Here is a 24,961-nt window from a genome sequence, read left to right as displayed (position 1 = left end):
AATGAGATGATACGTGGAAAATCTTAATGATGACCGATTCCCCGTACTAATTGAACGACGTTTGAAAATGCAACGTTCGACGAACGATGATTTAATTGAAATCGTTGTTGAAATCGGCACCCCTTATTGGACTAAACCTGACATCGAAGCGGCTTGCCCCGTTGCAATTCGTGGATGCCTTGGTCGCGTAAATGACATTCGAGGCATTGATCCTTTAAATGCCATGAAGCAAGCAATCAGCTTCGTTGAAATATATCTTGATCGCTCCACCAATAGTGAAAAATTCTTCTGGCCGGATGGCGAGGAATATTCAGACGGGTAAAAACTGTTGGCGCATTGAGTACGCAAAAATAAAATCCACTAAGATTTACAAAGACAGTGATAGCCTTCCTCTGGACATGTCCAATTTGTCGGGCAGATTTAGGCGCTAACCAAGGGCACCGACGCCGTTCGATATAGTGCCCCGAGTGCTTCTGGGAACAATGCGTCAGTACATTCGGTCAATGTGACGGAAAATAGAGATGCACGAACCATATCTCGAGCTTTACATAGAAGATGAAACGTTGCACTTTGCAAAGAAGCTTCCAACCGAGGAAGCTTCTCGCGGAATTATTGAGGTTCCGATTAAGCAAATAACTTCAGACACATTTGACGAGGCTGCAAGAAAAGTAGGCGGAACCGTACTCGGTCTTTTTAAGCTTTGGCATAAGAAGGATTTTGGAAGCTGGGATGACTCCAATGCTTTGGAAAATGGTTCTATCGAAGATTTCTCTGTCGCTTTATATCTGATAGACAAACTGTCTCAAGGATGCTCCGAAGACAGACTGCGACTGATAGATGAAATTCTCAGCGAGGCAGCAATATCGAATGTCGTTGCGGATGACTACTTACGCGACGACTGGCCTTTTTTGAGAAAAAGACTATTGCGGACCTGATAAAGTAGCAAAGAGCGGCTTCGGCCATTTCTTATTAACCCGGCAATCAAATGGATTTTGATATAATTTGTGGCGTGGATAAGATCGACGCCAGAAAGCTGCCGCCCGCAGCCCTCGAACATATTCGCTGCCAGGCGTTTGTGCTTCGCAAGCAAGGTTACATCGCTGAAGTGTGCGGTGTGCATGTCGGAACCGTCCTGAGATGGGCTCGGCGTGCCCAGGCGGATGGCGTCGATATCGTCATCAAAGGCGGGCAACGTGGTCGCCGGCATGGATCGGGGCGAACCCTGACGCGGGTTCAAGAGGAGCAACTGTGCTTGAAGATCATTGGCTCGACCCCCACTCAACTGCAGCTTGAGTTCGCGCTGTGGAATCGCCGTGCGGTGATGCTCGCGATCAAGCAGCTGTTCGGCATCGACATGCCGATTCGCACGGTCGGCGAGTACCTGCGGCGCTGGGGCTTCACGCCACAGCGGCCGGTCAAGCGCGCGCTCGAACAGGACCCGGCCCGGCTCAAGGGGTGGCTCGAAGAGGCGTACCCGAAGATCGTTGCACGCGCCAAGTCTGAGGATGCCGAGATCTACTGGGGTGACGAGACCGCCATTCGCCAGGACGCGAACTGGGTACGCGGCGACTCGATGGCGGGTTTGACGCCCGAGCTTCGCCTGCCAGCCGACCGTCACGGCTCGACTTCGATGATCTCGGCGATCACCAACCAGAGTTTGGTGCGCTTCTCGTTCTTCGAGGGTGCCATTGATGCCGAGCGCTTTATCGTTTTCCTGAAGGATCTGATCCAGGATGCCCAGCGTAAGGTCTTCCTGATCGTGGGCAACCTGCGGGTGCATCGTGCCAACCGTGTTCGCGAGTGGATCGCGGAGAGTGCCGCGAAGATCGAGTTGTTCTACCTGCCGCCGTACGCGCCCGAACTCAATCCCGACGAATACCTGAACCGCGATCTGAAGACGACCATTCGCACGGGGTCGATCGCCAAGACCGCCACGGCGCTTCTTGAAAAGGCGCGCACATGCATGGAACGCATTGCTGCGATGCCGGATCGTGTGCAGGCGCATTTCAGTCATGACTACGTTTGGTATGCACGGTAAGTCGGCTATTTGATTGCCGGGTTAATAATCGGTGCAGATGGTAGGCCAACTGGAGATCGGCTTGATCGTGGTGGGCACCGCGGGCGGTCTGACCCACGTGCAAGAGGGCCGCATGGGCATAGACCGGGGATTACAACGCCGGATGGCAATGAGCACTTGCCAATTAGATGAATATGAAGCCGAAATTTGATTACGACGATATTGTTCGCGTCCGAGGAAATGCCCCTGAGGAAGCTAGACCGGGGGAGAGGGCTTGGATCGTCGGCGTTTTTCTGACAAGACCAAAAGGCGATTATTTCAATAAATTCCCGGAGGGAGTTGTCTATTCTGTTGAATTTGAGGATGGCTCCTCAATTGAAATCCATGAAGCTAATTTAGATCTGGATAATTCAGGAGTGGAATGAGAGAACTGCTCAATGATAATAGAGGCAAAGCATGAAGAGGCTTCGAATTTCGCTTAGATTAGATGATGGTGAAAGTGCTGAGCTAACAGCGGCTTTAAGCTGTGACGGGTTTGAAGGGATAGGACGCTGCTATCTAGGCGTCAAAGACTTCGAACACAGGATTGAAGGATTCCTGGACTATCCCTTGTCAAAATTCGCAGTGCCTTGTATCGAAGGTGGATACTTCAAGGAAGATATGAGCGCTCTTTCCCAGACCCACCTGAAGATTGCAGCCTTCCCAATAGGGAACGTCGGCAAGGTTGCTCTAGAGGTTGAACTAAGCACTCCCTTTGACGAAGGTTTAAGCGTTTTTCGGGCAAAATTAGTCACATTCATAACTTTGGAATATGAAGACTTGAGGAGATTGCACGAGGCGCTGAAGTCCTGCATTCGGGAGCCAGGCGTAGATTTCATTGTTTATTTCTAGCCATACGGCATTCATTGTTGTAAATCCTTCTCAAATTTGGACCAACGACAGCTCAGGCCAAGCTGTACACGTAGGCCGGCCGGCAGATTTCTGAGTGAAACGGTCCCTCGGATATCAGCGCTGGAGCAACAGTGACCGACCGGTCATGGATTGGCGAAACCGCCAGTGGTGGGACTAGGATATCTGCGCCGGGGTCAAATGGCGGAACAACTCAAATTCGCATCAATGCAGATGGATCCATTAGAGTCGATATTACGCCTCCATCGCCGGCTCTGCCGGAAACGCTTCATTGGCCCCGGTAGGACATCGAAAGCGAGGTCGTCATGCAGAGTATGTGGTTAAGCTTGGAACCAAATGAACAGGAACTCCTGGCGACTATAGGGCGGAGTCTATGGAATTCTTGGTGTATCGATGAGTCTATGTTTCAGGAGTCATCAAACACATTTCGTGTGTCTGGAATTGTTGTTCGGACGCGCAATGTGATCGTGAGAATACGAAGTCTCGATGTGACCTTGCCCCATGGGGAGGATGAGGCATTTAGGCTTAAGATCGAACGTGACGTTCGGTCGCTGGCTACTCAAGAGCTAAGCGCTATTCAGATTGAAATGCCTAACTGCATGCCGAACGTGTCTGATGAACACCGTTTTTTTCTTGCATATCGAAAACACGATTATCAGTCCAAAGCAATTCTCGTCGGAGAGAGATTTTCCGTAGTTTCGCCAGACACCCTGATTATCAGGAGCGGTGAAAACCAAGTGATGATTCAATCGCACCTTATTCCTACTTGGTTACGCATTAGCTGCGATGCAGATGCGATTCAAGCTGCTATTGCTGCAGCCATTAGGCTTGAGATGTTCTGAACACCGCCATTACCAACGCGTACTGACCACGCGGCGGTCTGCAGCGGATCACCCGCCAACGGCAGTTTCACCGACTACCAGTACGACAGCGCCCGCCGGCTCATCGGCGTGAGCGACAGCCGCGGCGAGACGCTGCACTACGGGCTGAACAACGTGGGCAACGTGCCGCAGACAGACTGGACCAACCCGGATGCGTCGGTCGCGCGCAACCAGCGCTGTGCTACGACGCCGACCGGCCAATCACCACGATCACCCCCTCGGGCAAGGTGCCCACCACGAGCCGCGATGCGACCGGGCGCATCGGCAAGGTCGCCGGGGACGTGGCGGGGACGCCGATCGACTTGGTCAAGGACGTGCAGACGGACGCCGCGGGCAACGTCACGCAGCTTCGCAACCTCGGCTTCGTCTGAAACCAGGCGGGCTACCTCGCCGAAGTGCGCCAGGGCACCCCGGCAGGCCCCCTGCTCGCCACTTACGACTACGATCACAAGGGCCGGCGGGTGAGAAAGAGCACCATGGCCGCCGCGCCCCAGGGCGCGACGACGACGCTCTACCTCTACGACCACGCCGACCACCTGCTGGTCGAGGCCGATGGGGCGGGAAACCCAGGAATCACCTACGTCTGGCGCGAGGACACCCCGATCGCGCTGATCCGCCACGGTGTCAGCGGTAATCCAATAATCCCCACCTGTGGTAATCGAATTTTCCCCGCCCATCGATCTGAAGGAGTCAGAGATGGAAAGGGAATCAGTGGTGTCTGATGTGGATGCGCTCCCGGGCCCGCGGGCCCGGGAGCGCATCGGCGTTACCGTGTCCGGATTGAAACCGGACACGGAGGGCGACGTGATCGGACGCGAACAATGGGGGGCGATCCAGGCGCGGCGGGCCTCCGGCGCAACTGTCTCGGCGATTGCGCGCGAGTTCGACCTGGACCGGAAGACGGTGCGGCGTTGCCTGAAGCAAGCCGACTGGCGCCCGTATGGGCGCGAGAGGCATGCGGCGAGCGTGCTCGACGCCCATCGCAGCTGGCTCGTCGAGCGGGCGCCGCAGGTGAATTACTCGGCGCGCATCCTCTACCAGGAACTGCGCGCCCAGCGGGACTTCGCCGGCAGCTACGAGACGGTCAAGCTCGCCGTGCGCCCCTTGCGCACCCAAGCTTGTCTGGCCAGCCTGACGCAGCGCCGCTTTGAAACCGGCCCCGGCGAGCAGGCGCAGGTCGACTGGGGGCAGATCACCGTCCGATTCGGGGACGCGCGCACGACGGTGCACGTCTTCGTGATGACCCTCGGCTACAGCCGGCGCGCGTATGCCGAAGGCTTCCTGCATGAGCGCATCGGTGACCTGCTGGCCGCCCACGAACGAGCCTTCGCCCATTTCGGTGGCCGCTGCGAGTTCCTGCTTTACGACCGCATGCGCACCGTCGTCCTGGGCACCGTGACCGATGCCGACGGCAAACGGCGCCCGACGCTCAACGCGACGTTCGCCGCGTTCGCCGATCACTGGAGCTTCACGCCGCGCCTGTGCCGCCCGTATCGCGCCCAGACCAAGGGCAAGGTCGAGTCCGGGGTGAAGTACCTCAAGCGCAACTTCGTGCCCGGCCGCACCTTCGCCGACCTGGACGACTTCAATCAGCAGTTGGTGGGCTGGCAGGCCGAGGTCGCCGACCAGCGCATCCACGGCACGACTCACCAGCGGCCGATCGAGCGCTTTGCCGACGAAGTGTCCGTCCTCGTGCCCACTGCCGGGCAGGCGAGCTTCCTGCAGGCAATGGTGCGCACGCGTGTCGTGGCCGACGACTGGCTCGTCTCGATCGACGGCAACCGCTATTCGGTGCCTTTCGGGCTGATTGGTCAGACGGTCGAAGTGGTCCGCGCCGGCGGCTCCTGGCTGATCCGTCACCGTGGGCGTCTGGTTGCCGAGCACCCGGTGCTGGCCGGCCGTGCCCAGCTGTCGGTCTGCCCGCAGCACGACCCCGGTGCAGCCATGCGCAATGCACGCAAGCACCACGTGGGGCCCGCGGCGGCCAGCGGACCGGCCGATGGTCTGTGGCGCGCACCCGACACGCTCATGGTGGAGGTCCGTGACCTGGCGCTCTATGACACCTTGCTCGAGGCTGGGGCTTTCGGTGACAGCGCGCGGGAGGTGGCATGATGGCCAAGAACACGCCAGCAGCGGCCACGGGCGCCGCACTCACCACCCCCGCTCAGCTCGAGCGTCTGGGCGAACACCTGCACAAGCTGCGGCTGCAGAAGAGCGCCGAGCGCCTGGAGGCGATGCTGCAGCAGGCCGCCGCCGACGAGTTGCCCTACGCCGACTTCCTCGAACAGGTCCTCGGCGAAGAGGTCGCGGCCAAGACCGCGAAGAACATCTCGATGCGCACCGCGATGGCACGCTTCCCCTTCGTCAAGCCGCTGGAGACCTTCGACTTCGCCTACCAGCCGTCGATCGACAAGCGCCAGGTGCTGACACTGGCGAGCTGCCACTACATCGAGCACGGCGACAATGTGATCGTGTTGGGGCCGCCCGGTGTCGGCAAGACGCATCTGGCCGTCTCGCTTGGCATCAAGGCGATCGAGGCCGGCTATCGCGTGCTCTTCACCTCGGCCGCGCAACTGATCTCCACCCTGAGCAAGGCCTTGGCCGAAGGCCGGCTCGACGAGAAGCTCAAGCTCTACACCACGCCGCGCCTGCTGATCATCGATGAGATCGGCTACCTGCCGATCGAGCGCATCGGCGCCAACCTGTTCTTCCAACTCATCAGCCGCCGCTATGAGCGCGGCCCGATGATCCTCACCAGCAACCAGAGCTTCGGTGCGTGGGGCGACGTGTTCGGCGACCGCGTCATCGCTACCGCCATTCTCGACCGCCTCCTGCACCACGCCGTGACGCTCAACATCCGCGGCAACTCCTATTGCCTCAAGGAGAAACTCAAGGCCGGGCTCGTCCGGTCATTTGAAGACGAATCCCAACCGGGCGGGGAAATTTGAATGACCACACGGGGGAAAATTCGGTTGCCCTTGACACACCCCGAGGGTGGCGCGCAACCAGGCCGGGCAGGTGGTGTGGCGGTGGGAATCAGACGCCTTCGGCAGCACGGCGGCGAACGAAGACCCCGCGGGCACAGGTACCAGCACGACGGTCAATCTGCGATTTCCAGGGCAGTACTTCGATGCGGAGTCAGGGCCGCATTACAACTGGCACCGGTACTATGATCCACGCACCGGACGGTATATCTCCAGTGATCCAATTGGGCTTGAAGGAGGAATCAATACTTACAGCTATGTCGGGGGAAACCCGATTAGCGAGGTAGATCCGCTTGGACTGACAACTTTCGCATGTAAAGTACCACTCGATGCGTTAGGTGGTGGAGACGGGCAGCGAACTGGTCCTGATTTGCGAGGGAATCCGCTCTATCACGAGTATCTGTGCATTGTTCGAAACGGAATCGTTGAATGTGGAGGTCAGACCCGGAATCATGGCTCTCCGCCAAATCCTAGCTGGATGCCGGCTTGGTGGCCCTATGGGCCTGGCGCTCCCAGTAATGACAGCTACTCAGAGAATCAATGTGAAAAGAAGCGGGATGATGACGACTGTTACGAAAGCTGTTTGAGTAGCGAGTTCAAACGCCCGCGGCCATTCTATGGAGTAATTGGCATGGGGACAAATTGTCAAGAATGGGTTAGCGATATTTCTAAGCGATGCGAAAATCAATGCGAGAAAAAATAATATCAAATCCATTAAAAGCACTTTGGCTTTCCTGCTGCCTTGGTGTCCTTCTTGTCACGTTTATGCGACAGGACGACAAGGATATCGGCATCATTTTCGTCTACGTCATGTCCATTTTGGCATTCCCATCCGGCATTATAGTGGTGATGGTAGTCGCTTGGGCTGCTGCAATGCTTGCATCAAATAGCGTATCTTCTTCACCCGACCCATTTATCCAGGAGATTGCCGGTATTGTAATTTGGGCATTTATCACAGTAGCGGGTTATATTCAGTGGTTTGTCTTAGTGCCTTGGGTTTGGAAAAAATGGAAAAGCCGCTCGCTGAATAGGTCATAGGCGTAGTTTTACGCTAGCCGATGCACTGGGCACCTCACCCGGATCACCACCTACCACGGCAGCACCAACTGACCGGCCTCCTCGCGCCGAGCGCAAGAGCAGCCAGGAAGCACGGCGGAACCGGTCCTCTTCCGGCGCTCATATCGATTGCACTTCTTCTTCGTTGGGCATCGAAGGCCCCCCAGCCTATGCTCGCTCCGACATGCCGGCCGATTCCGGTCGACATCGCCTGACACAAAGCAACACACGGAGCCCGATCACATGAAGAAACTGCACTTGGCCACCCTGGCCGCGCTCGCCCTGCTCTCCGGCCTGGCCCAGGCCGACCGTCTCGACGACATCAAGAAGAATGGCGTGCTGCGCGTCGCCGCGTTCGACAGCAACCCGCCGTTCGGCTTCATCGATCCGAAGACCAAGCAGATCGCCGGCCTCGACGTCGATTACGCCAAGGAACTGGCTGCCCGGCTGGGCGTGAAGCTCGAGCTGGTGCCGACCAATCCGGCCAACCGCATTCCGTTGCTGACCGCCAACAAGGTCGACGTCGTGCTGGCCAACTTCACCATCACCGAGGAACGCGCGAAGCAGGTCAACTTCAGCATTCCCTACTTCGCCTCCGGCCAGCAGTTCATCGCCAGGAAAGGCACCCTGAACTCGCCCGACCAGCTCGGCAAGCTGCGCATTGGCGTCGACAAGGGCACGACCAACGAGATCGTGCTGCGCGAGAAATATCCCAGCGCCACGCTGGTCGCCTTCGACGACACCCCGTTCGCCTTCACCGCGCTGCGCAACGGCAACGTGCAGGCGATCACGCAGGACGGCCCGAAGCTGATCGGCCTGCTCGCCAACGTCCCCGACAGGGACAAGTACGAGATCCCCCCGTTCTCGATCTCCGACGACCTGATCGGGGCTGGCCTGCCCAAGGGCGAGACGCGGCTGACCGAGTTCGTCGATCAATCGCTGCGCGAGCTGGAAACCAGCGGCAAGGCGCAGAAGATCTACGACGCCTGGTTCGGCCCCGCCACCAAGACCCCGCTCGCCCGCATCTTCCGCATCGGCGACAAGTAACACGCCCTGCGCTTCCGGCCCCCGCCCGGCATCCAGACCGGCGGCGGGCCGTTTTCGTACCCGCTTCCGATGACGTTCTCCGCCCCGCCATGGCCGCCGACCTGCTCGCACCAAAATATCTGGGCTGGCTGATCGAAGGTTTCGGGGTCACCCTGGCGCTCTCCGCGCTGGCATCGGCCGCCGCCACCGCACTCGGTCTCGCCCTCTGCCTCGCCCGTGTCGCGCGCTCGCCGCTGTGGTCGTGGCCAGCACGCACGTGGCTGTCGATGTTCCGCAACACGCCGCTGCTGGTGCAGTTGTTCTTCTGGTATTTCGGCGCCAGCGCGCTGATGCCGGAGGGCCTGCTGACGTGGCTGAACACGCCGCACCACTGGCACCTGGCCTTCTTCGGCGTGGCTTGGCCGCCGTTCGAATACCTCGCCGGCTTCCTCGGCCTGACGCTGTACACCTCCGCCTTCATCGCGGAGGAATTCCGTTCCGGCGTGCAGGGCGTTCCCCGCAGCCAGATCACCGCCGCGCAGGCGCTGGGGCTGACCCGCCTGCAGGTCTGGCTGTACATCGTGATGCCGCAGGCGTTTCGCATCGCGCTGCCGCCCCTGCTCGGCCAATACATGAATGCCGTCAAGAATTCGTCGCTGACGATGGCGATCGGCCTCGCGGAGCTGTCGTACGCCTCGCGCCAGGTCGAGACCGAAACCTTCAAGACCTTCCAGGCTTTCGGCGTCGCCACGCTGCTCTATATCGGCACCATCGCCGCGATCGAGCTGGCGGGCCAGTGGGTGCAGCGCCGCCGGCCGGCGCCCGGCGCAGGGAGCTGAGCCATGGACTTCTCGGTCGTCGCCGGCAATTTCTCCTACTTCATGCTCGGCGCGTGGCCCGACGGAGCACTGGGCGGAGCCGCGCTGACGCTGGTGCTGAGCGTCGTCTCGGCGCTGGCATCCGGCGTACTCGGGCTCGTATTCGGCATCGCGCTCGCCATGACCCGCGGATTCGCGCACGAAGCGCTGCTCCTGGGGCTCGGCTTCTTCCGCGCCATACCGGTGATCATGCTGATCTTCTGGACCTACTTCCTGCTTCCCATCCTGTTCGGCATCGACGTGCCGGGCGTGGACACGGTGGTGGTCGCGCTGTCGCTGATCGGCGGCAGCTATCTGGCGCATTCGGTGCATGCGGGAATCCTCAGCCTGCCGCCGGGGCAATGGCAGGCCGCGGCGGCGCTGGGATTCCGGCGGGGGCAGGCCCTGCGCCTGGTGATCCTGCCGCAGGCGCTGCCGATCATGGTGCCCTCCTTCATCAACCAGTGGGTCGCCCTGATCAAGGATACGTCGCTCGCCTACGTCATCGGCGTCGGCGAACTCTCCTTCGTCGCCACCCAGGTCAGCAACCGGGAAATGGTCTATCCCACCGAGATCTTCCTGTTCGTGGCGCTGGTCTATTTCATCCTGTGCTCGACGCTCGAACTGTGCGCCAACAGGCTGGCAAGACGTTTCGCGAACAGGGCGGCGTGACCTCATCGCACCGGCGTCCGGACAATACGGCAGCCTAGTTGTGACGCGCCTGCACCGGGCCTGGCCCACACGTTTTCGTGCAGAGCGATTCCGATTTCTACCGCCGGCGCGGTGGCAACCAAGTACTGCGGCATTCCGGTACGGATTACGCCGTTCTCAACCGCCTGCACGGCGGCAAACATGTTCCCGAGCTGGCGCACCAGCGCGTGAAACTTCTCAACCGCCTACGCAGCGACAAACCCGAAAGCTCAGCACGAACTCGGCCGCACCGACTTCTCAACCGCCTACGCGGCGGCAAACGCGACCTTGCTCGCACCGCTGCGCCCGCCCTTCTTCTCAACCGCCTACGCGGCGGCAAACAGCGCTCGCGGCGACACCTCCATCCATCGCCTCTTCTCAACCGCCTACGCGGCGGCAAACGTGACATGGCCCAGTGAGATGGCTGTGTCGGTGAAACGGCCTAGTCTGATTGCCCGAGCTGTACAAGCCACCGAAGGTTTTCTATCCCTTTAAACTCCGCGTCCGCCAAGTGATCACAGTCGCCTAGCTTCCATTCCTGTCCTGCCCTGAGATGACTAAGTTGAGCTTGCAAACATAAGTTACCGATCTCTGTCCTCACTATGGATTCTTGAACCCCACCTGCCTCATAGGCACCGCTATAGGACACTGAACAAATGGTATTTGAAGATACATAGGCTCCATATGAGTTCGTGGCCTTGTACCTTAGAAAGAACGCGCCATCCGGTAGATCAAGCCCCCTGCTTTTCAAGTTTGAGACTACCTTTGCTGAGTCAGGATCTTTCAAGGACAACCTAAGACTGTCTAGGCAGGCTTCTTCAGGACCCGCCAAGCGTGTCACTGCAACTCTTATAGGTGCCCTGAAAGCTACCAATAGCAGGGCTACTACGGTGACGGCTATAGCGGCTATAGCAATGGGTCTGGGCTTCATAAGGGGCCTTTAATGTGCTTGGCCCATAGCAAATCTATGAGCATCTCTACTGTCTGATTCCTGCTCTTAAGATTGTTCTTTGCCTTTATCTCGTCAAGCTTAAAGATTATCTCTGGCGGCAGATTAAAGCTTGTGGTACGTGCAGGTGTGTAGGTTAGCTGGTCATCCGTGTAGGTTTCTATGGCCTCTATTAATGCTGAGGTCTTAGTTCCTCTTCGTGAGAGGTCACTTAGCTTGTCATGGCTCTTCTTAGAAAGCAGGAAGGAGATGTTCGTTAGCATAATGATATTAACGCTAGTCTGGTAGTTGACGCTTAGTCATGTATTGCTGCTCTGCCAAGCTAGATCAATAAGCAGTGCAATGGTCTGGTTTCGGCTCTTCAACCCGTTCTGCTCCTTTATCTGGTCCACTTCTCAACCGCCTACGCGGCGGCAAACATGCAGTCACTGCTGCTCGACCGCATCCAATTCTTCTCAACCGCCTACGCGGCGGCAAACTGCAACTGAGCGACGACGCGGAGTTCCTTGTTCTTCTCAACCGCCTACGCGGCGGCAAACTGATCGCTGCCGCCAATGTCCCGCATCTGTTCCTTCTCAACCGCCTACGCGGCGGCAAACGTCGGACCATTCGGCGCCGCGTTCGAGGCGTTCTTCTCAACCGCCTACGCGGCGGCAAACACCCGGCGCGCGCCGACACTCGAACTCAACCACTTCTCAACCGCCTACGCGGCGGCAAACCCGAGAGTGACGAGATGTTGCGGACTTGCTACCTTCTCAACCGCCTACGCGACGGCAAACTTGTTCTCGCGATGGGTATGGCATTCGTCTTTCTTCTCAACCGCCTACGCGGCGGCAAACCCTGTTGCGCAGCCCATCCCCGCCCGCAAGCACTTCTCAACCGCCTACGCGGCGGCAAACGGCTCCAAAAAAGAAGCCGGCGGCTGCACAGACTTCTCAACCGCCTACGCGGCGGCAAACGCCCTGGCATGTATCGGGGCGGCAGTGATCGCCTTCTCAACCGCCTACGCGGCGGCAAACGATAAGGCGGTCACTGATGCCTTTCAGGAAATCTTCTCAACCGCCTACGCGGCGGCAAACATAATCAGACGACGACGACGACGAACCCGGGTCTTCTCAACCGCCTACGCGGCGGCAAACTTCGACGGGTTTTGAATGTCGTCCGGGGGTTACTTCTCAACCGCCTACGCGGCGGCAAACGAACCCTGCTGATGGCGCCTGCGGCCGGCCTTCTTCTCAACCGCCTACGCGGCGGCAAACGGGCCAGAGCGAACCTCAGTCGCTCTCCGAATCTTCTCAACCGCCTACGCGGCGGCAAACTCGCAGCGGCCAGTAAAGCAGCCTTCGTCTGTCTTCTCAACCGCCTACGCGGCGGCAAACGGGTTTCGACTCGTCGGCCGCACCGGCGACCACTTCTCAACCGCCTACGCGGCGGCAAACGAAAGTTTGTCGGATGGGGCTCAGGTGGCGATCTTCTCAACCGCCTACGCGGCGGCAAACACGTCTGAACCCTACGAATACCATCATACATACTTCTCAACCGCCTACGCGGCGGCAAACGTCTAGGGGCTTTTCTACTCAGTCTTTTCAGTCTTCTCAACCGCCTACGCGGCGGCAAACACCATCCGAGTACATATAAACATGCTCGACCACTTCTCAACCGCCTACGCGGCGGCAAACAATACGGGGGAATGCCGAGAACCGCCGTGCAACTTCTCAACCGCCTACGCGGCGGCAAACTAACCTCGCCCATTGCAGACCCTGATGGACAACTTCTCAACCGCCTACGCGGCGGCAAACATCCCCACCTGTCACCAAACACGATGGTGACACTTCTCAACCGCCTACGCGGCGGCAAACGCAATCACCGCCGCAACGACCGCCGGCGCATTCTTCTCAACCGCCTACGCGGCGGCAAACCCCTTCCGATGTCCTAATAATAGGACAGATAACTTCTCAACCGCCTACGCGGCGGCAAACCCTGAAGTGGAGCAGGGCGGCAGACTGCAAGTCTTCTCAACCGCCTACGCGGCGGCAAACGGTATGCACGCGCACGAGTCGGACACGAACCGCTTCTCAACCGCCTACGCGGCGGCAAACTCTTCGCCGAAAAAAAACGCCTGCTTGAAGCACTTCTCAACCGCCTACGCGGCGGCAAACATCGTGACGCCGGCGCGTATCGCGGCCTTCCTCTTCTCAACCGCCTACGCGGCGGCAAACTGAACGAATCTTTCGCAAACTCCCCTATAAACAGCCCCTTACGCACCAGCGAAGGCTCCAGGCTTCATTTTATCCGGCTTCCCCAAGCCTATGATTTCAGGGATATTTCTCTGACAGAGTCTTGACGAAGCCAAACAGGAAATCCAATGCGTCGGCTTCCTGCAAGACCTCGATGAGGCGGGCACGGAAGGTATTGTCTTTGATTCGAGTATCTGCGCCGCACTCGAAGGCCAGAGGCATCACGTAGGCGTCCTTGATCAGGTCTGCAATGTCGAACACGAGTGCGCCGCGGCGGGTCTTGCCGTGCAGGAGCGGGAAGGCGTAGCTGATGCCGAGTCCGTTGAGGGCGACTGCGGCGAGACCGTAGGCGATGTAGTTGCCGTGGTCGAGAAAGGAATTGATCCGATCCTCCTTGCTTGCCCGGGCACCGGCGCCCTCGTTGCGGGTGAACTGCAGGCCGTAGCCCGCCGACAGGCTGGCGTAGAGCGCCCGCGCCCATTCGGCCTCGGCAAGCAGCAGGGTTTGCACATCGGCGATGGCGGCGCTGCGCTGGCGGAGTTTCTCGGCGGCAGCGGGGGGCAGAACGATCCGCCTTTGCAGGAGGTCGGCGTTCCTGCCCCATGCCTTCTCGGTGAGCGAGATGCGTTCGGCGATCAACGCCTTGGCCAGTTCGAGGCGATGGCTGTCGTTCATCCAGAGGCGAACCCAGCTCTGCATGTATTCCGTCGGGCGGTATTCGCTCTGCGGTGTCAGGAATACCGGTTCGGTGACGGCGAAGAGCGGGGAGCCGCCGCTGCCGCAGAAACCCACCAGCACGTTGGATTCGGCCAGACGGCGCATGGCGGCGTCGGTGATGGAGGTGCCCTTTCCAAGAAGGAGCAGCGCCGTGTTTCGTTCGGGGAGGTTGAAGTATTGCTCTACGTCTTCCCCGCTCTCGGTGAGCCAGACGATCCGCTCATCCCTCTGGAGCACCCTGGCATGCTCGAGATAGAAGATATTGGCTCGCCTGGAGAGGAGTATCTGCCGGGGTTTGGCACGAGGCGCGCTCATGGCAGGACCGGCAGGCCAAAGGGTCTCGATGCGGTGGCGAGGCCGTAGGCATCCGGCTCCGCAGGGCCGCCGGCCGACGCCTCGATGGCCTGGACGTAGAGGCGCCATGCATTGCCGTTGCTTTCGCTGCGCAGGGGCAAATACGGCAGCCTGGCCTCGTCCGCCATCCGGATGCGGCGCAGGCGCAAGCTTCCGTCCGGCTTTCGCTCCGCCTTGCGGGCCGGGATGCGGTAGCGCCGATAGCTGACCCACGGCCCCGCGAAATCGCCGGGTACCGCTTTCGGATAGCCGAAACGGCCGTTCGCGCCGAACGCGGGATGGCCGTCCGTTGCCGCGACGAGGTAGTCCAGCCCCTCGCGCGACCCGGCAAAGATGCGCATCCTGGGAAAGGTGCGCGGGTAGTCCGGCAGCGCCAGCGCGTACTGTCCGGGTCGCTGCCGGAAAACTCCGTGCATCAGCCTCAGGACGACGGCCGCCGCCATCGGCGAGGCCCGGCGGCCAAGGTCGATGTCTACGTAGCAGCGGGCCTCCATCACTCCTTGCCTCCGGAAAACACGCCGCCGCGAATCAGGCTGGCGATCATGAACATGCCTTCCGGCGAGGCCGGGTCGAGGGTGTTGAGGCGTCGGGCGAATTCGAAGGCCGAGGTCTTCTTGTCACGGAAGAATTCCTGTGCCTCGAGGCTGGCGCCATTGGGCTCCACCGGCAGCGGACGGCCGTATTCGCGATAGCGGGGGTACCAGGTATCGATGGTGCGCAGGGCATTGCCGAGCTTCTGGTCGCGCAATGCCGCATGCCCCATCACCCGGGTACTCGCAAAGTCCATGCCGCTGTCGCGGCCGCCGCGCTCGGGGGAGCCGAGGCAGTACAGAGGGCGGGCAAACCCGCGCGGCTTGTTTTCGACATAGTTCTGGGAGGGGAAAACTTCGATGGCCCCACGCAGGCCGAAGTCGAGCCGCGCCTCGATGTCGAGCCCGGCATCATCGTCACCACGCAGGCCGTCCGCGATCAACGAGGCGATCCGGCCTTCATCGTCGGTGATGTCGTCGAAGTGGCTGAAGGGCACCGCGAGCGCGTCGAATTTCGCCACGGATTTCCCGGCGACGCTCACGCCGACCTCGATCGTCCGCGCAATCGTCCGGTTGCGCCAGAGCCAGCGGCCGTTGGCGATGTTGCGGGCAAAGCGTGCCGCGACCTCGCCAACACCTGCGGACTGCTTGGCTCGTTCGATGAAGCCGGTCACGCTGTCGCGGTAGTTGCGCACCAGGTCGTCGGCATCCGTGCTGGACGGCGCGCAGGCAAAGAGCACGTTGTCGAGGTTCAGGAAGCGCAGGCTGAAACGTACGGCCAGCGCCCGGGCATACTCGTCGAGCTTGGCGGTGTCGGTGGTCTGGATGTTCGAGACTTCTTCCCGCCTGGCGTTGGCCGCCGTGCTCCGGGCCGCGTCGCCGTATTTGTTGACGTTCTGGGTGCCGCGGATGCCGTGGCGCACGACCATGACCGGCGTCTGGGTGTCGTCGAGCACATTGAAGAAAAGCGCGTCGGTGATGACGAGCCCGCGCTGGAAGGACAGGACGCCGGGCAGCTTCTTGAATTCGGGTGCGTTCATGGAGCGACTCCTTTACAGGGATTGGATTGGCGAACGACGAACACGTCGTCCTGCAGCCAGGTGTGTTCCCAGAACGGGATGGGGCGCCTTCCGTAGTCGCCGGTGGAGACGTACTGGACGAGGCCGAGCAGCGGTTCGCAGAAGGCGTGGAGCGGGTTGCCGGCGGAAGGGCCGTGGTCCGTCTGCCGCACGCCGTCGCGCATGGCAAAGGGTGTGGTCATGGCATAGCCGAGCACGGTGGCGGCGAGCCAGGATTCGGGCAGCGGAAGCGGCGAGGCATCCGGGTCTTCCGGCGGCCGGACATGCCGCCTGGGCGCACGGCCGATGACCTGGACGAGCGCCTCCACCGGGTTGTCGTCGAGCGCCATCAGGTCACTGCGCTCGACGATCCAGAAGCCCTTGGGCAACCGGATGGCATCCAGTTCGTCGGCGGAATCCGGCTCGCCGAATCCATCGATGCAGCCGCCCGCGATGCGCGCGGTCCGCAGGAAGCGGGCGATCCGCTCGCGGTTGATGCGCCCGTCGATCTCCACCAGCAGCGAAAGCGTGAGGTGGCAACTGGCAGTCGGCTGCAGGGACAGGGCATGGGGGTTCTTCGACGAGTAGTCCACCGCGTCGATGAAGGTAGCGCCGCGCCGCTGCTGGGGATGGAAGTCGTAGAAGCCGTCGCTGCCATACTCGCCGAGCAGTTGCGCGTCGTGATGCAGGATGGCGACCCGCCTGGGCCGGCAGGCCGTCTTGAGCCCGAGGTTGTGGACGAAGAGGTTGATCGCCATCACCGGCGCAGCGTTGATCGCGTAGTTGCCTGCCATGGCGTTGGCCGCGCGGATGCGCAGCCGGGGCAGGAGCAGATAAGTCACCGGGCGGCCTCCTCGATCATGTCCTGCAGCTCATGAATGTCCGCCTGGTCGAAGTGGAATTCCTCCCTCCCGTCGCTGAAGCGATGGTCGGCAATCAGGTAGGCAAGGCGGACGGCGAAGGCGCGTGGCCAGTCCTTGCCGCGCAGATCGGGATCGACGAGGCCGCGGGCGACCGGATCGGCCTCCGCCGACACCAATGGCACGCCGTCCGCCGGCAGGATGTCCCGGTGGGCCAGCAGTCGCTGACATGCCCTCTGTCCCTGCAGCAGGATGGCGCGGGCGATGCCGCGGATGTGCTCGATCTCCTCGTCGCGGGTATGCATGTCGGTCGGAATCCTGCCGCCGTTGCGCGCCCGGCTGGCCGAGCACCATGCCCGGAACGCCAGCAGCAAATCACGGGGCAGCCTGATCGCCGCCCCCTGGAAATGAAGAGCGAGCGCCGCCTTGAGCTGCCGTTTCTCGACGGGGGCGAAGAACACCAGCGGACGCTGCATTTCCCGGACCAGAGACCCCACGTTCTGCGGATTGGCGCCGCCGAGGCCGAACACGGCCACCGGGATGCGCTGCAACAGGGGTGTCTCCCGCTGCCGCTCGTTGTGGGCGCGCACCGCTTCGCGGAGCCGAAGGCTCACGCCGCCGGCTCCGAGGGGAGTGACGGCCACGTAGCCGCCATCCGGCCGCGGCAGCAGAAGCTGCCTGGCCCGCAGCGAAACCTTGTCCGTCCCGATCTCGCAGCCGTTCGCCGTCGCCTCGGCGAGCGTGTCGAGCAGGCGCCGGGCGTCGTCCGGCGAGGCTGCGGCACGGCCTTCGCGGAGCTGTTCGAGCTGCTTGACCGCGGTCGCCGTCTTGCCGGCATTGGCGACGTAGTCCAGCGCCGGCGTCTCGCCCGCGCCAAGCAGCGTACGGGCAGCAACGTAAGGGAGCCGCAGCGCCTGCGCCCGGGACAGGCGAACACCCCCGGCCGGAATGTTGGAGTTGGCCGTCTTGTGGGAGAAGGTGACGAGTTGCGAGCTGGTCTTCACATACAACTCGTGGGGTAGTTCGACCCACTCCGGGGGTTCGGGGGCGGGGGATTTCTTCTTGCGGGCCATCGACGCTCCTTGATCAAAAGGGTGACGCTATCAGGCACATCGTATGCGCCATAATTTTACCTGTATTCTTCACTAGGCAATAATAGCGCCATAGGTTTCCTTTCGCCCGAGCAGCGGCAAGTTCTTGCAGAACCTTTATCCAGGAACCGACGTACTTCTCAACCGCCTGCACGGCGGCAAACACAGCCTGCCCGTAGAGCAACTGGCTGATCGACCTCTAAGCCGCCTGCACGGCGGCATGTCCAGGACGACCTGGTTGCTGCACTACTTCTCAACCACCTGCTCCGGTGGCGGCGGTGAACTTAACACGGACGAGGACGAACTTCGATGCACGTCACCCTGATCTCCGCCTGCGAACGGCGGGCCGTCAAGCGTAGCCGGGCGATTCTCGACAGTTACGCGATCCGCACCGGGGAGCGGTCGTGGGCTACGCCCATCACGCTGGAAGGGCTGCACGAGTTGCGCGGCCTGCTGAAGGCATCGGCCACGCGCCAGACTGCAGTAGCGTGCTATCGCAACGAGGGACGGGAACGCATGCGCCTGCTCTGGGTGGTGGGCGCGCGGGACGCCTTCGGGCCGGACGGGCATTTTCCCGCGGGCCATACGCGGCGCAAGCGCTCCCCTCCCCCGCCCTGGCTGCGCATCGTCGGTCTGCTCGCCCATGCGGGCGGACTCGGGCACGACCTGGGCAAGGCCGGCAATTTCTTCGCCGACAAGCTGGCCCGCGCGGTCGCCGCCCCGGGGAAGAAAGGCGAGGCGGACCCGGTGCGCCACGAATGGATCTCGATGCGCCTGATGCAGCAATGGCGCGACGGCAAGGACTGGGAGCGGGCTTGGAAAGCCATCGCCAGGCCCGTTCCGTTGTGCGATCCGGGCGGACTGGAAGACTGCGGGGTCGAAAGCGCCGCCACCGCGCTCGACTATCTGGTGGTGACCCACCACCGGCTTTTCGGGCCCGACAGCGGAACGTCCGCGCCGACTTCCGGCCGCCACGTGGCCGATGCCTCCCGCGCCCGGGAGCTGGCCCCGGCGGGCGTGCTGCCTCCAGACATTCGCGATCTGCTCGGCCGGGTCCTGGCGCGTCTCGCACGCAAGGCGGGGCAGCGCAGTCCCGCGTTCTGGCGCGGTGCGGCGATCTTCGCCCGCGCCGCCCTGATCCTGGCCGACCATGAAGTCTCCGCACGAACGCTACCGCCCGGAACGCGGGGTTGCGGGCTGTTCGCCAACACCCGGGAGGAGCGCTTCAACCAGCCTCTGTGCTGGCATCTCCGGACGGTCGGCGCGCGTGCCGCGGACTTCGCCTGGCGGATCGCGACCGTGAGGCTGCCGGGGCTGGCGACGGAGACCGTGGAGCACATCCTGTCTCCGGCCGACGGGAAGGGACGCTTTGCATGGCAGAACCACGCGGTTGCGGCGGTGGCCGGGCTGCGCGAAAAATCCGAAGGCGGCCTGCTCGTCTTCAACATCGCCGCCACTGGCGCCGGCAAGACCATCGCGAACGCCAAACTGGCATGTACCGTATCACCGCGGCCGCGGTTCGCCATCGCGCTCAACCTGCGGACGCTCACGCTGCAGACCGGCGATGCACTGCGGCGCGACCTCGGGCTGGGCGCGGACGAACTTGCCACCGTGATCGGCGACCGCATTGCGAGCCGGCTCCATGCCGCGGACGAGTCATCCGGCACGGCTCACGCGGGCACCTTCGAGACGGACGGCCCGGCAACCGAGTACGACGCCCACGGCGGCGAGGCGATCCTGCCCGGATGGATGGATGCGCTGACCAGGGAGCGGCCCGCCTTGCGCCCGGTGATCGGCACGCCGGTGCTGGTTTCCACGATCGATTACCTGATCAACGCCGGGGAACCTGGACGGCAGGGGCATCATGTGTCGGCCCTGATACGCATGGCCGATAGCGATCTGATACTCGACGAGATCGACGCCTACGAACCCAAGGCTCTGGTCGCGGTCCTGCGCCTGGTGCAGGTCGCAGGCTTGATGGGGCGAAGCGTGATCTGCTCCTCCGCGACACTCGCCCAGCCAATCGCAGAGGCGGTGCTGCGCGCCTTTCGCAGCGGCGTGGAGATGCGCTGCGCGCTGGAAGAGCGGGCCATGCGCTTCGGCATCGCCATCGTGGACGATCGAACGCGGCCGAACACGTTCTGCAGCGACGAGGATTTCTCCGCGCAGTACGCCAGGCACGTGCGGACCCTGCTCGACACGCCCCGGGCTGCCGTTCGCAAGGCTTACGTGCAGCCGGTTTCGGCACGCGGCATGACGGCCTTCCTGGCGGCCATCGGTGAAGCAGCGGCCCGCCTGCACCAGGCGCACGCCTGGCTGGGGCCGGGCGGCAAACGCCTGTCGTTCGGCCTCGTGCGCGTCGCAAACATCCGAACCGCCGTCGCCGCCGCGCGAGCCCTCTCCGCAGCCCTCCCCCATGCCCGGGTGGCCTGCTACCACGCACGGGACTTCCGCATCCAGCGACATCTGAAGGAAAGGCGGCTGGACACCCTGCTGAGCCGGAAGCAGGGAGACCTGCACATCGTCCGCGACGGGGAGATCAGGCGCCTGCTTGCCGAAAACGGGTCGTCCGACGCGCCGTTCATCGTCGTCGCCACGCCGGTGGAGGAGATCGGCCGGGATCACGATTTCGACTGGGGCGTCATCGAGCCTTCCAGCGCCCATTCCCTCGTGCAGGCCGCAGGCCGGATCAACCGTCACCGCCTCCGGGAGGTCACCGCAGCCAATGTCGCCATCCTCCAGTACAACGCCCGCTGGGCAACCGGAAAGATTGGAGATGCGGTGTTCATGCGGCCGGGACTGGAATCGGCATCGGCGGAGTTGCGGTACACCAGTGCGGATCTGCTTGCCCTTTTGGCGGATGCCGATCTCGATGCGCTGGACGCGCGGCTGCGGCTGGGCGGCGGCCTGATGGCCAGGGACGAGGACCGGATCGTCTCGGCCCGCCTGGCGACGCCGATGCGCATCCTCGAAGGCGGACAGGACGACCCTTCCGGGTGGATGACCCAGGCCTTCTACGCCGACTACCCCTTGCGGAATGCGGATCTGCTGGAAACCTGGCATGCGGAGCCCTGCGATGGAGGATGGGTCTTCAAGCGGCAGGCCAGGCCGTCGGACGACGAGCCGTGGGTCGTCTGCAAGCCGGCCTTCGATGTGACGCGGGCCACCAACGACTGGCTGTGCTGGAACCTCGACGAACTGGCTGCCGCCTGCGACGAGATGCGCATCCGGCGCGACGAAGGGCTGGAGTTCCAGGCTCCGGCGCGCGATGGACACATCCATCCGGCGTGGGATCGATCCTTCGGTTTCTACTACGGCGAGCCGGCGCCCCAGGCGACCGGCGAGGCGTCCGCCCGACCGGCCTGCGATTTCTGACGGCCGCAAGCCCGCTGCGACATCTCGCCGCAGCCCGGCATTCCTGAGCGGAATCAAGAGATTTCACTTTCTGCGTTGCTAGAGTCCGCCTCCGTCGAGGCTACGCAACGAGTGAGATCCCGAACCATGTTCACGAAACCCCAACCGATCGCACTGGCGGTAAGCATGGCGCTCGCTTTGCCCGCCTGGGCCCAGGGCGGCGCGGATGTTCCGGCCCTCACGCTGGGCGAGGTCGTCGTCTCGGGCGACGCCAGCGGCCCGCTTGCCACGCGCAGCATCCTCACCTCGGTGGACGTGCTGCCCCGCGAGCGGATCGAGGACCAGGCGGTCGCCAACAACTGGCAGTTGTTCGGCCAGGTGCCGGGCGTGATGCTCACCGAATTCGGCCAGGGCAACACGTCCGGCAAGTTCTCGATGCGCGGCTTCAACGGCGAGGGCGAGATCAACGCGGTAAAACTGCTGATCGACGGCGTGCCGAGCAACAGCAACGACGGCAACATGCCCTACATCGACCTCGCGCCGCTGCTGGACATCGAGTCGATCGAGGTGGTGCGGGGCACCAACGATCCGCGCTACGGGCTCCACAACATCGCCGGCAATGCCAACATCCAGACGAAGAGCGGCGGCAACTACGCGACCGGGCGGCTGGCCTACGGCAGCTTCGGCACGCGCGACGCCCAGGCGGCGCTCGGCATCGAGAAGGGCGGCTTTTCGCAGAACTACGCCGTCAGCTACCAGAAGAGCGACGGCTACCGCGACCACTCGGCCTCCGAGAAGGCCGGCTTTTCCGGCAAGTGGTTCTATTCGCCGGACGACGGCGCCAGCCGCTACGGGCTGATCGTGCGGCATCGCGAGGCGACCGCGGACGAGGCCGGCTACCTGACCCGCGCCCAGTCGCGCGCCGACCCGGAGATGTCGCCCGCGCACAACGCCTTCGACAGCGACGAGCGCCGCATGACCCAGGTGGCGGCGCAGGCCGAAACCGTCATCGGCGAAGACCTGTACTGGACCGCCCAGGCGTACATGAACGATCTGGACGACCGCCGCTACGTGACCTTCTCCGCCGGCGTGCCGCAGCAGGAGCGCTACGTGGCCGAGAACCACGTCGGCGCCTCGACGACGCTGACCTGGCGGGCGGGAGACACGGCGCTGGGCAACCTCACCCTGGTCGGCGGCCTCAACATGGAACGCCAGGACAACCGCAGCGAGCGCTACAACACCGTGCGGCAGGTGCGCCAGAGCCGCACGCGCAACCAGCAGTTCGACTTCGACATCCACGGCGGTTTCATCCAGGCGGTGCTCAGGCCGACGAAGGATCTGACCATCACCCCGGCCTACCGGGTGGACGCCGTCTCCGGCAGCTACGCCAACCGGCTCAATGGCACGAACTACGACATCAACGACTACGGCCTCATCGAGCAGCCCAAGCTGAGCGCCGTCTACAAGCTGGCCGAGGGCTATTCGCTCTACGGCAACTGGGGGCGCAGCTTCCAGGTCGGGGTCGGTACCGCCGCCTACAAGGTCAACCAGGCCGACGATCTGGCGCCGTCGATCAACGAGGGCTGGGAGGCGGGCATGAAATTCCGCCCGCTCGGCTGGCTCGAGGGCCGCGTCGCCGTGTGGCGCCAGACCGCCTCCAACGAGGCGCGCCGCAGGCTGAACGACCCCGCCAACGACGCCGAGAACATCGGCGAGACCCGCCGCCAGGGGGTGGACGTCCAGCTCAACGCCCAGCCCACGGCAAAGCTTGGGCTGTGGGCCGGCGCCGCGCTGCAGCGCTCGAAGATCCTCAAGGCCGATGCCGCCTCGGTGCAGACCGAAGGCAAGGAGATCGACCACGTTCCCCATCTGCTCTACAACCTCGGCGCGGACTACCGGCCGAGCGACGCGCTGCGCCTGTCGGCCTGGATGCAGGGCCAGAGCGGCTACTACCTGGAGCGCACCAACACCACCGGCAAGTTCGGCGGCTATGCGCTGGTGAACGTGTCGGCCGCCTATCGCGTGTCGAAGGCGGTGGAGGTCGAACTGCAGGTGCGCAACCTGGGCGACCGTTATTACGAATACGTGTGGTACGACGGCAGCCAGTCCCTGCATGCGCCGGGCAGCCCGCGCAGCATCCACGCGATGCTCACCGCGCGGTTCTAGTGGACGGCGCGGCACCCCCGGAGCAGGTGCGGCGGCCGGCGCGGCGCCAGGCCCGGCGCATCTGGCTGGCCGTCCATCTATGGACCGGCCTGGGGCTGGGAGGGTTGTTCGCGCTGCTGGGGCTCACCGGCAGCGTGCTCGTGTTCTACCTCGACATCGACGCGGCATTCAATCCGGCGATCCGGGCGGCGCACGCGGTTGCCGCGCCCGTGTCCGCCGATGCCGTCCACCACCGGTTGCGCCAGGCGTTTCCCGGGCGCGACGGGCCATGGCGGATCGAGATGCCGCTGTCGCCCGACTCCCCGGTGACGGCGCGCTATTACAGGCCGGCGGAACGCGCCGGGCGCAGCTTCGCGCCGCTGATGGTCACGCTGGACCCGGAAACCCTCGCCGTCACCAGCAGCCGGTTCTGGGGTGACACCGCGATGACGTGGATCTACGACCTGCACTACAGCCTGCTGCTGGACCGCGCCGGCGTGACGCTGGTCGGCATCGCAGGGCTGCTCGCGATGGTTTCGCTGGCAACGGGCCTCTACCTGTGGTGGCCTTCACGCGCGCGCTTCGCGGCGGCGCTGCGTCCCGTTCCGCGCGCCGGGGCGGTGCGGCGGAACTACGACCTGCACGTGATCGGCGGCGTCTACGGCCTGATCGTGCTGGCGGTGGTGACGCTCGCCGGCAGCGCGCTCGCCCTGCCGGAAACGGCCCGCAGCCTGGTGTCAGCGTTCTCGGCCCCGTCTCCGCCGCCCCGCCTGCCCGCCGTCCCGCCGCTGGAGGAAAGCCCTCCCCTGTCGCTGGACGCCGCGGTCGCCCTGGCGGGCCAGCGCTTCCCGGGTGCCGAAGTGCGCTGGATCGAGACCTCCGGCGCCGGCGGCACGCCGGTTTCGGTCCGGCTCCACCAGGCGTTCGAGCCGGGACGGAGATTCCCCCGCACCCAGGTCTGGTTCCATCCGGCGACCGGCGCGGTCCTCGCCATCCGCGACCCCGCCGGGAACGGCGGCGGCGACACCGTGTTCGACTGGCTGCATCCGCTGCACAACGGCGAGGCGTTCGGAACCGCCGGGCGCGTCCTCGCCTGCATCGCCGGCTTCCTTCCCCTGCTGCTGTTCGTCACCGGTGTGATCCGCTGGCGGCAGAAGGTCCGCGCACGCGAAAAAAGCCGGACGGCCCGCCCTGCGTTGGAGCGGCGGGTCCGTCCGGAACACCCAGGATGCGCCAGGCCCTGACC

At 62.9% G+C, this 24,961-nt stretch carries 24 protein-coding genes and 2 CRISPR repeat arrays; of the genes, 18 read left to right on the top strand and 6 right to left on the bottom strand.

Annotated features, from left to right (window positions below; translation table 11 throughout):
- Window positions 1-13: 13 nt before the first annotated feature.
- The 15 genes from CCZ27_RS23335 (at window position 14) to CCZ27_RS05610 (ending at window position 10,402) form a co-directional block, all read left to right on the top strand.
- On the top strand, window positions 14-322 hold the full coding sequence (locus CCZ27_RS23335) for a DUF6968 family protein (RefSeq protein WP_157748459.1): 309 nt from the start codon (window positions 14-16) through the stop codon (window positions 320-322).
- Window positions 323-521: 199 nt separating this feature from the next.
- Complete coding sequence (locus tag CCZ27_RS23330; RefSeq protein ID WP_157748458.1) at window positions 522-935, top strand: hypothetical protein; 414 nt, start codon at window positions 522-524, stop codon at window positions 933-935.
- Window positions 936-1,009: 74 nt separating this feature from the next.
- Window positions 1,010-2,038 carry an IS630 family transposase gene (locus tag CCZ27_RS05645; protein WP_096452219.1) on the top strand — a complete coding sequence of 343 codons (1,029 nt, stop codon included), beginning with the start codon at window positions 1,010-1,012 and terminating at the stop codon, window positions 2,036-2,038.
- Between the two features lie 167 nt (window positions 2,039-2,205).
- Window positions 2,206-2,442 (top strand): hypothetical protein, encoded by a 237-nt coding sequence (locus CCZ27_RS23325; protein ID WP_198363272.1) that lies wholly within the window; start codon window positions 2,206-2,208, stop codon window positions 2,440-2,442.
- Between the two features lie 31 nt (window positions 2,443-2,473).
- The gene (locus CCZ27_RS23320) at window positions 2,474-2,908 is read left to right on the top strand and encodes a hypothetical protein (RefSeq protein ID WP_157748456.1); all 435 of its coding nucleotides are present in this window, start codon (window positions 2,474-2,476) and stop codon (window positions 2,906-2,908) included.
- 506 nt (window positions 2,909-3,414) lie between these two features.
- The gene (locus tag CCZ27_RS23315) at window positions 3,415-3,768 is read left to right on the top strand and encodes a hypothetical protein (RefSeq protein WP_157748455.1); all 354 of its coding nucleotides are present in this window, start codon (window positions 3,415-3,417) and stop codon (window positions 3,766-3,768) included.
- Between the two features lie 266 nt (window positions 3,769-4,034).
- Window positions 4,035-4,178, top strand: coding sequence for a hypothetical protein (locus CCZ27_RS23310; protein ID WP_157748454.1), 144 nt, complete (start codon window positions 4,035-4,037; stop codon window positions 4,176-4,178).
- Between the two features lie 24 nt (window positions 4,179-4,202).
- Window positions 4,203-4,529, top strand: coding sequence for a hypothetical protein (locus tag CCZ27_RS05640; protein WP_096446343.1), 327 nt, complete (start codon window positions 4,203-4,205; stop codon window positions 4,527-4,529).
- Window positions 4,504-5,919 carry an IS21 family transposase gene (gene istA / locus CCZ27_RS05635; protein ID WP_232516573.1) on the top strand — a complete coding sequence of 472 codons (1,416 nt, stop codon included), beginning with the start codon at window positions 4,504-4,506 and terminating at the stop codon, window positions 5,917-5,919. The genes CCZ27_RS05640 and istA overlap by 26 nt, the downstream gene beginning before the upstream one ends.
- Entirely contained in the window at window positions 5,919-6,755 is an 837-nt protein-coding gene (istB, locus tag CCZ27_RS05630; protein ID WP_198363338.1) for an IS21-like element helper ATPase IstB, read from the top strand. Before istA ends, istB begins: the two co-directional genes overlap by 1 nt.
- A 46-nt stretch (window positions 6,756-6,801) precedes the next feature.
- Window positions 6,802-7,494, top strand: coding sequence for an RHS repeat-associated core domain-containing protein (locus CCZ27_RS24700; RefSeq protein ID WP_096446339.1), 693 nt, complete (start codon window positions 6,802-6,804; stop codon window positions 7,492-7,494).
- Window positions 7,479-7,829, top strand: coding sequence for a hypothetical protein (locus tag CCZ27_RS23305; protein ID WP_157748453.1), 351 nt, complete (start codon window positions 7,479-7,481; stop codon window positions 7,827-7,829). Before CCZ27_RS24700 ends, CCZ27_RS23305 begins: the two co-directional genes overlap by 16 nt.
- A gap of 261 nt (window positions 7,830-8,090) precedes the next feature.
- Window positions 8,091-8,894 (top strand): ABC transporter substrate-binding protein, encoded by an 804-nt coding sequence (locus CCZ27_RS05620; RefSeq protein ID WP_096446337.1) that lies wholly within the window; start codon window positions 8,091-8,093, stop codon window positions 8,892-8,894.
- Window positions 8,895-8,983: 89 nt separating this feature from the next.
- Window positions 8,984-9,712, top strand: coding sequence for an amino acid ABC transporter permease (locus tag CCZ27_RS05615; protein ID WP_096446335.1), 729 nt, complete (start codon window positions 8,984-8,986; stop codon window positions 9,710-9,712).
- A 3-nt stretch (window positions 9,713-9,715) separates the two neighbouring features.
- The gene (locus CCZ27_RS05610; protein ID WP_096446333.1) at window positions 9,716-10,402 is read left to right on the top strand and encodes an amino acid ABC transporter permease; all 687 of its coding nucleotides are present in this window, start codon (window positions 9,716-9,718) and stop codon (window positions 10,400-10,402) included.
- 152 nt (window positions 10,403-10,554) lie between these two features.
- Window positions 10,555-10,822: a CRISPR direct-repeat array (repeat unit 28 nt; unit sequence CTTCTCAACCGCCTACGCGGCGGCAAAC).
- A 525-nt stretch (window positions 10,823-11,347) separates the two neighbouring features.
- On the opposite strand, the gene CCZ27_RS23300 is transcribed toward CCZ27_RS05610, so the two are convergent.
- The 6 genes from CCZ27_RS23300 to CCZ27_RS05585 form a co-directional block, all read right to left on the bottom strand.
- A complete protein-coding gene (locus tag CCZ27_RS23300; protein WP_157748452.1) occupies window positions 11,348-11,632 on the bottom strand; it encodes a hypothetical protein in 285 nt (94 codons plus the stop codon).
- A gap of 127 nt (window positions 11,633-11,759) precedes the next feature.
- A CRISPR array of direct repeats spans window positions 11,760-13,588; the repeat unit is 28 nt; unit sequence CTTCTCAACCGCCTACGCGGCGGCAAAC.
- A gap of 96 nt (window positions 13,589-13,684) precedes the next feature.
- Window positions 13,685-14,638 carry a type I-F CRISPR-associated endonuclease Cas1f gene (gene cas1f, locus CCZ27_RS05605; RefSeq protein ID WP_096446331.1) on the bottom strand — a complete coding sequence of 318 codons (954 nt, stop codon included), beginning with the start codon at window positions 14,636-14,638 and terminating at the stop codon, window positions 13,685-13,687.
- Window positions 14,635-15,120, bottom strand: coding sequence for a type I-F CRISPR-associated endoribonuclease Cas6/Csy4 (locus tag CCZ27_RS05600; protein WP_157748451.1), 486 nt, complete (start codon window positions 15,118-15,120; stop codon window positions 14,635-14,637). The genes cas1f and CCZ27_RS05600 overlap by 4 nt, the downstream gene beginning before the upstream one ends.
- A gap of 50 nt (window positions 15,121-15,170) precedes the next feature.
- The gene (gene csy3 / locus CCZ27_RS05595) at window positions 15,171-16,247 is read right to left on the bottom strand and encodes a type I-F CRISPR-associated protein Csy3 (RefSeq protein WP_096446327.1); all 1,077 of its coding nucleotides are present in this window, start codon (window positions 16,245-16,247) and stop codon (window positions 15,171-15,173) included.
- The gene (locus tag CCZ27_RS05590; RefSeq protein WP_096446325.1) at window positions 16,244-17,107 is read right to left on the bottom strand and encodes a type I-F CRISPR-associated protein Csy2; all 864 of its coding nucleotides are present in this window, start codon (window positions 17,105-17,107) and stop codon (window positions 16,244-16,246) included. Before CCZ27_RS05590 ends, csy3 begins: the two co-directional genes overlap by 4 nt.
- Window positions 17,104-18,198: a hypothetical protein gene (locus CCZ27_RS05585; RefSeq protein WP_096446323.1), complete on the bottom strand. Its 1,095-nt coding sequence runs from the start codon at window positions 18,196-18,198 to the stop codon at window positions 17,104-17,106. Before CCZ27_RS05585 ends, CCZ27_RS05590 begins: the two co-directional genes overlap by 4 nt.
- A gap of 327 nt (window positions 18,199-18,525) precedes the next feature.
- Here CCZ27_RS05585 and CCZ27_RS05580 point away from each other — a divergent pair, with 327 nt between their 5' ends.
- From CCZ27_RS05580 to CCZ27_RS05570, 3 genes are all read left to right on the top strand, one after another.
- Window positions 18,526-21,591 carry a P-loop NTPase family protein gene (locus tag CCZ27_RS05580; RefSeq protein ID WP_096446321.1) on the top strand — a complete coding sequence of 1,022 codons (3,066 nt, stop codon included), beginning with the start codon at window positions 18,526-18,528 and terminating at the stop codon, window positions 21,589-21,591.
- A 165-nt stretch (window positions 21,592-21,756) separates the two neighbouring features.
- Complete coding sequence (locus tag CCZ27_RS05575; RefSeq protein WP_232516572.1) at window positions 21,757-23,736, top strand: TonB-dependent receptor; 1,980 nt, start codon at window positions 21,757-21,759, stop codon at window positions 23,734-23,736.
- Entirely contained in the window at window positions 23,736-24,959 is a 1,224-nt protein-coding gene (locus CCZ27_RS05570; RefSeq protein ID WP_198363270.1) for a PepSY-associated TM helix domain-containing protein, read from the top strand. Before CCZ27_RS05575 ends, CCZ27_RS05570 begins: the two co-directional genes overlap by 1 nt.
- Window positions 24,960-24,961 lie beyond the last annotated feature (2 nt).

The sequence above is a fragment of the Thauera sp. K11 genome (genome assembly GCF_002354895.1).
GTDB lineage: Bacteria > Pseudomonadota > Gammaproteobacteria > Burkholderiales > Rhodocyclaceae > Thauera > Thauera sinica.
Note: the sequence above shows the minus strand (reverse complement) of the source record. Positions and strands in the feature narration are given on the sequence as shown.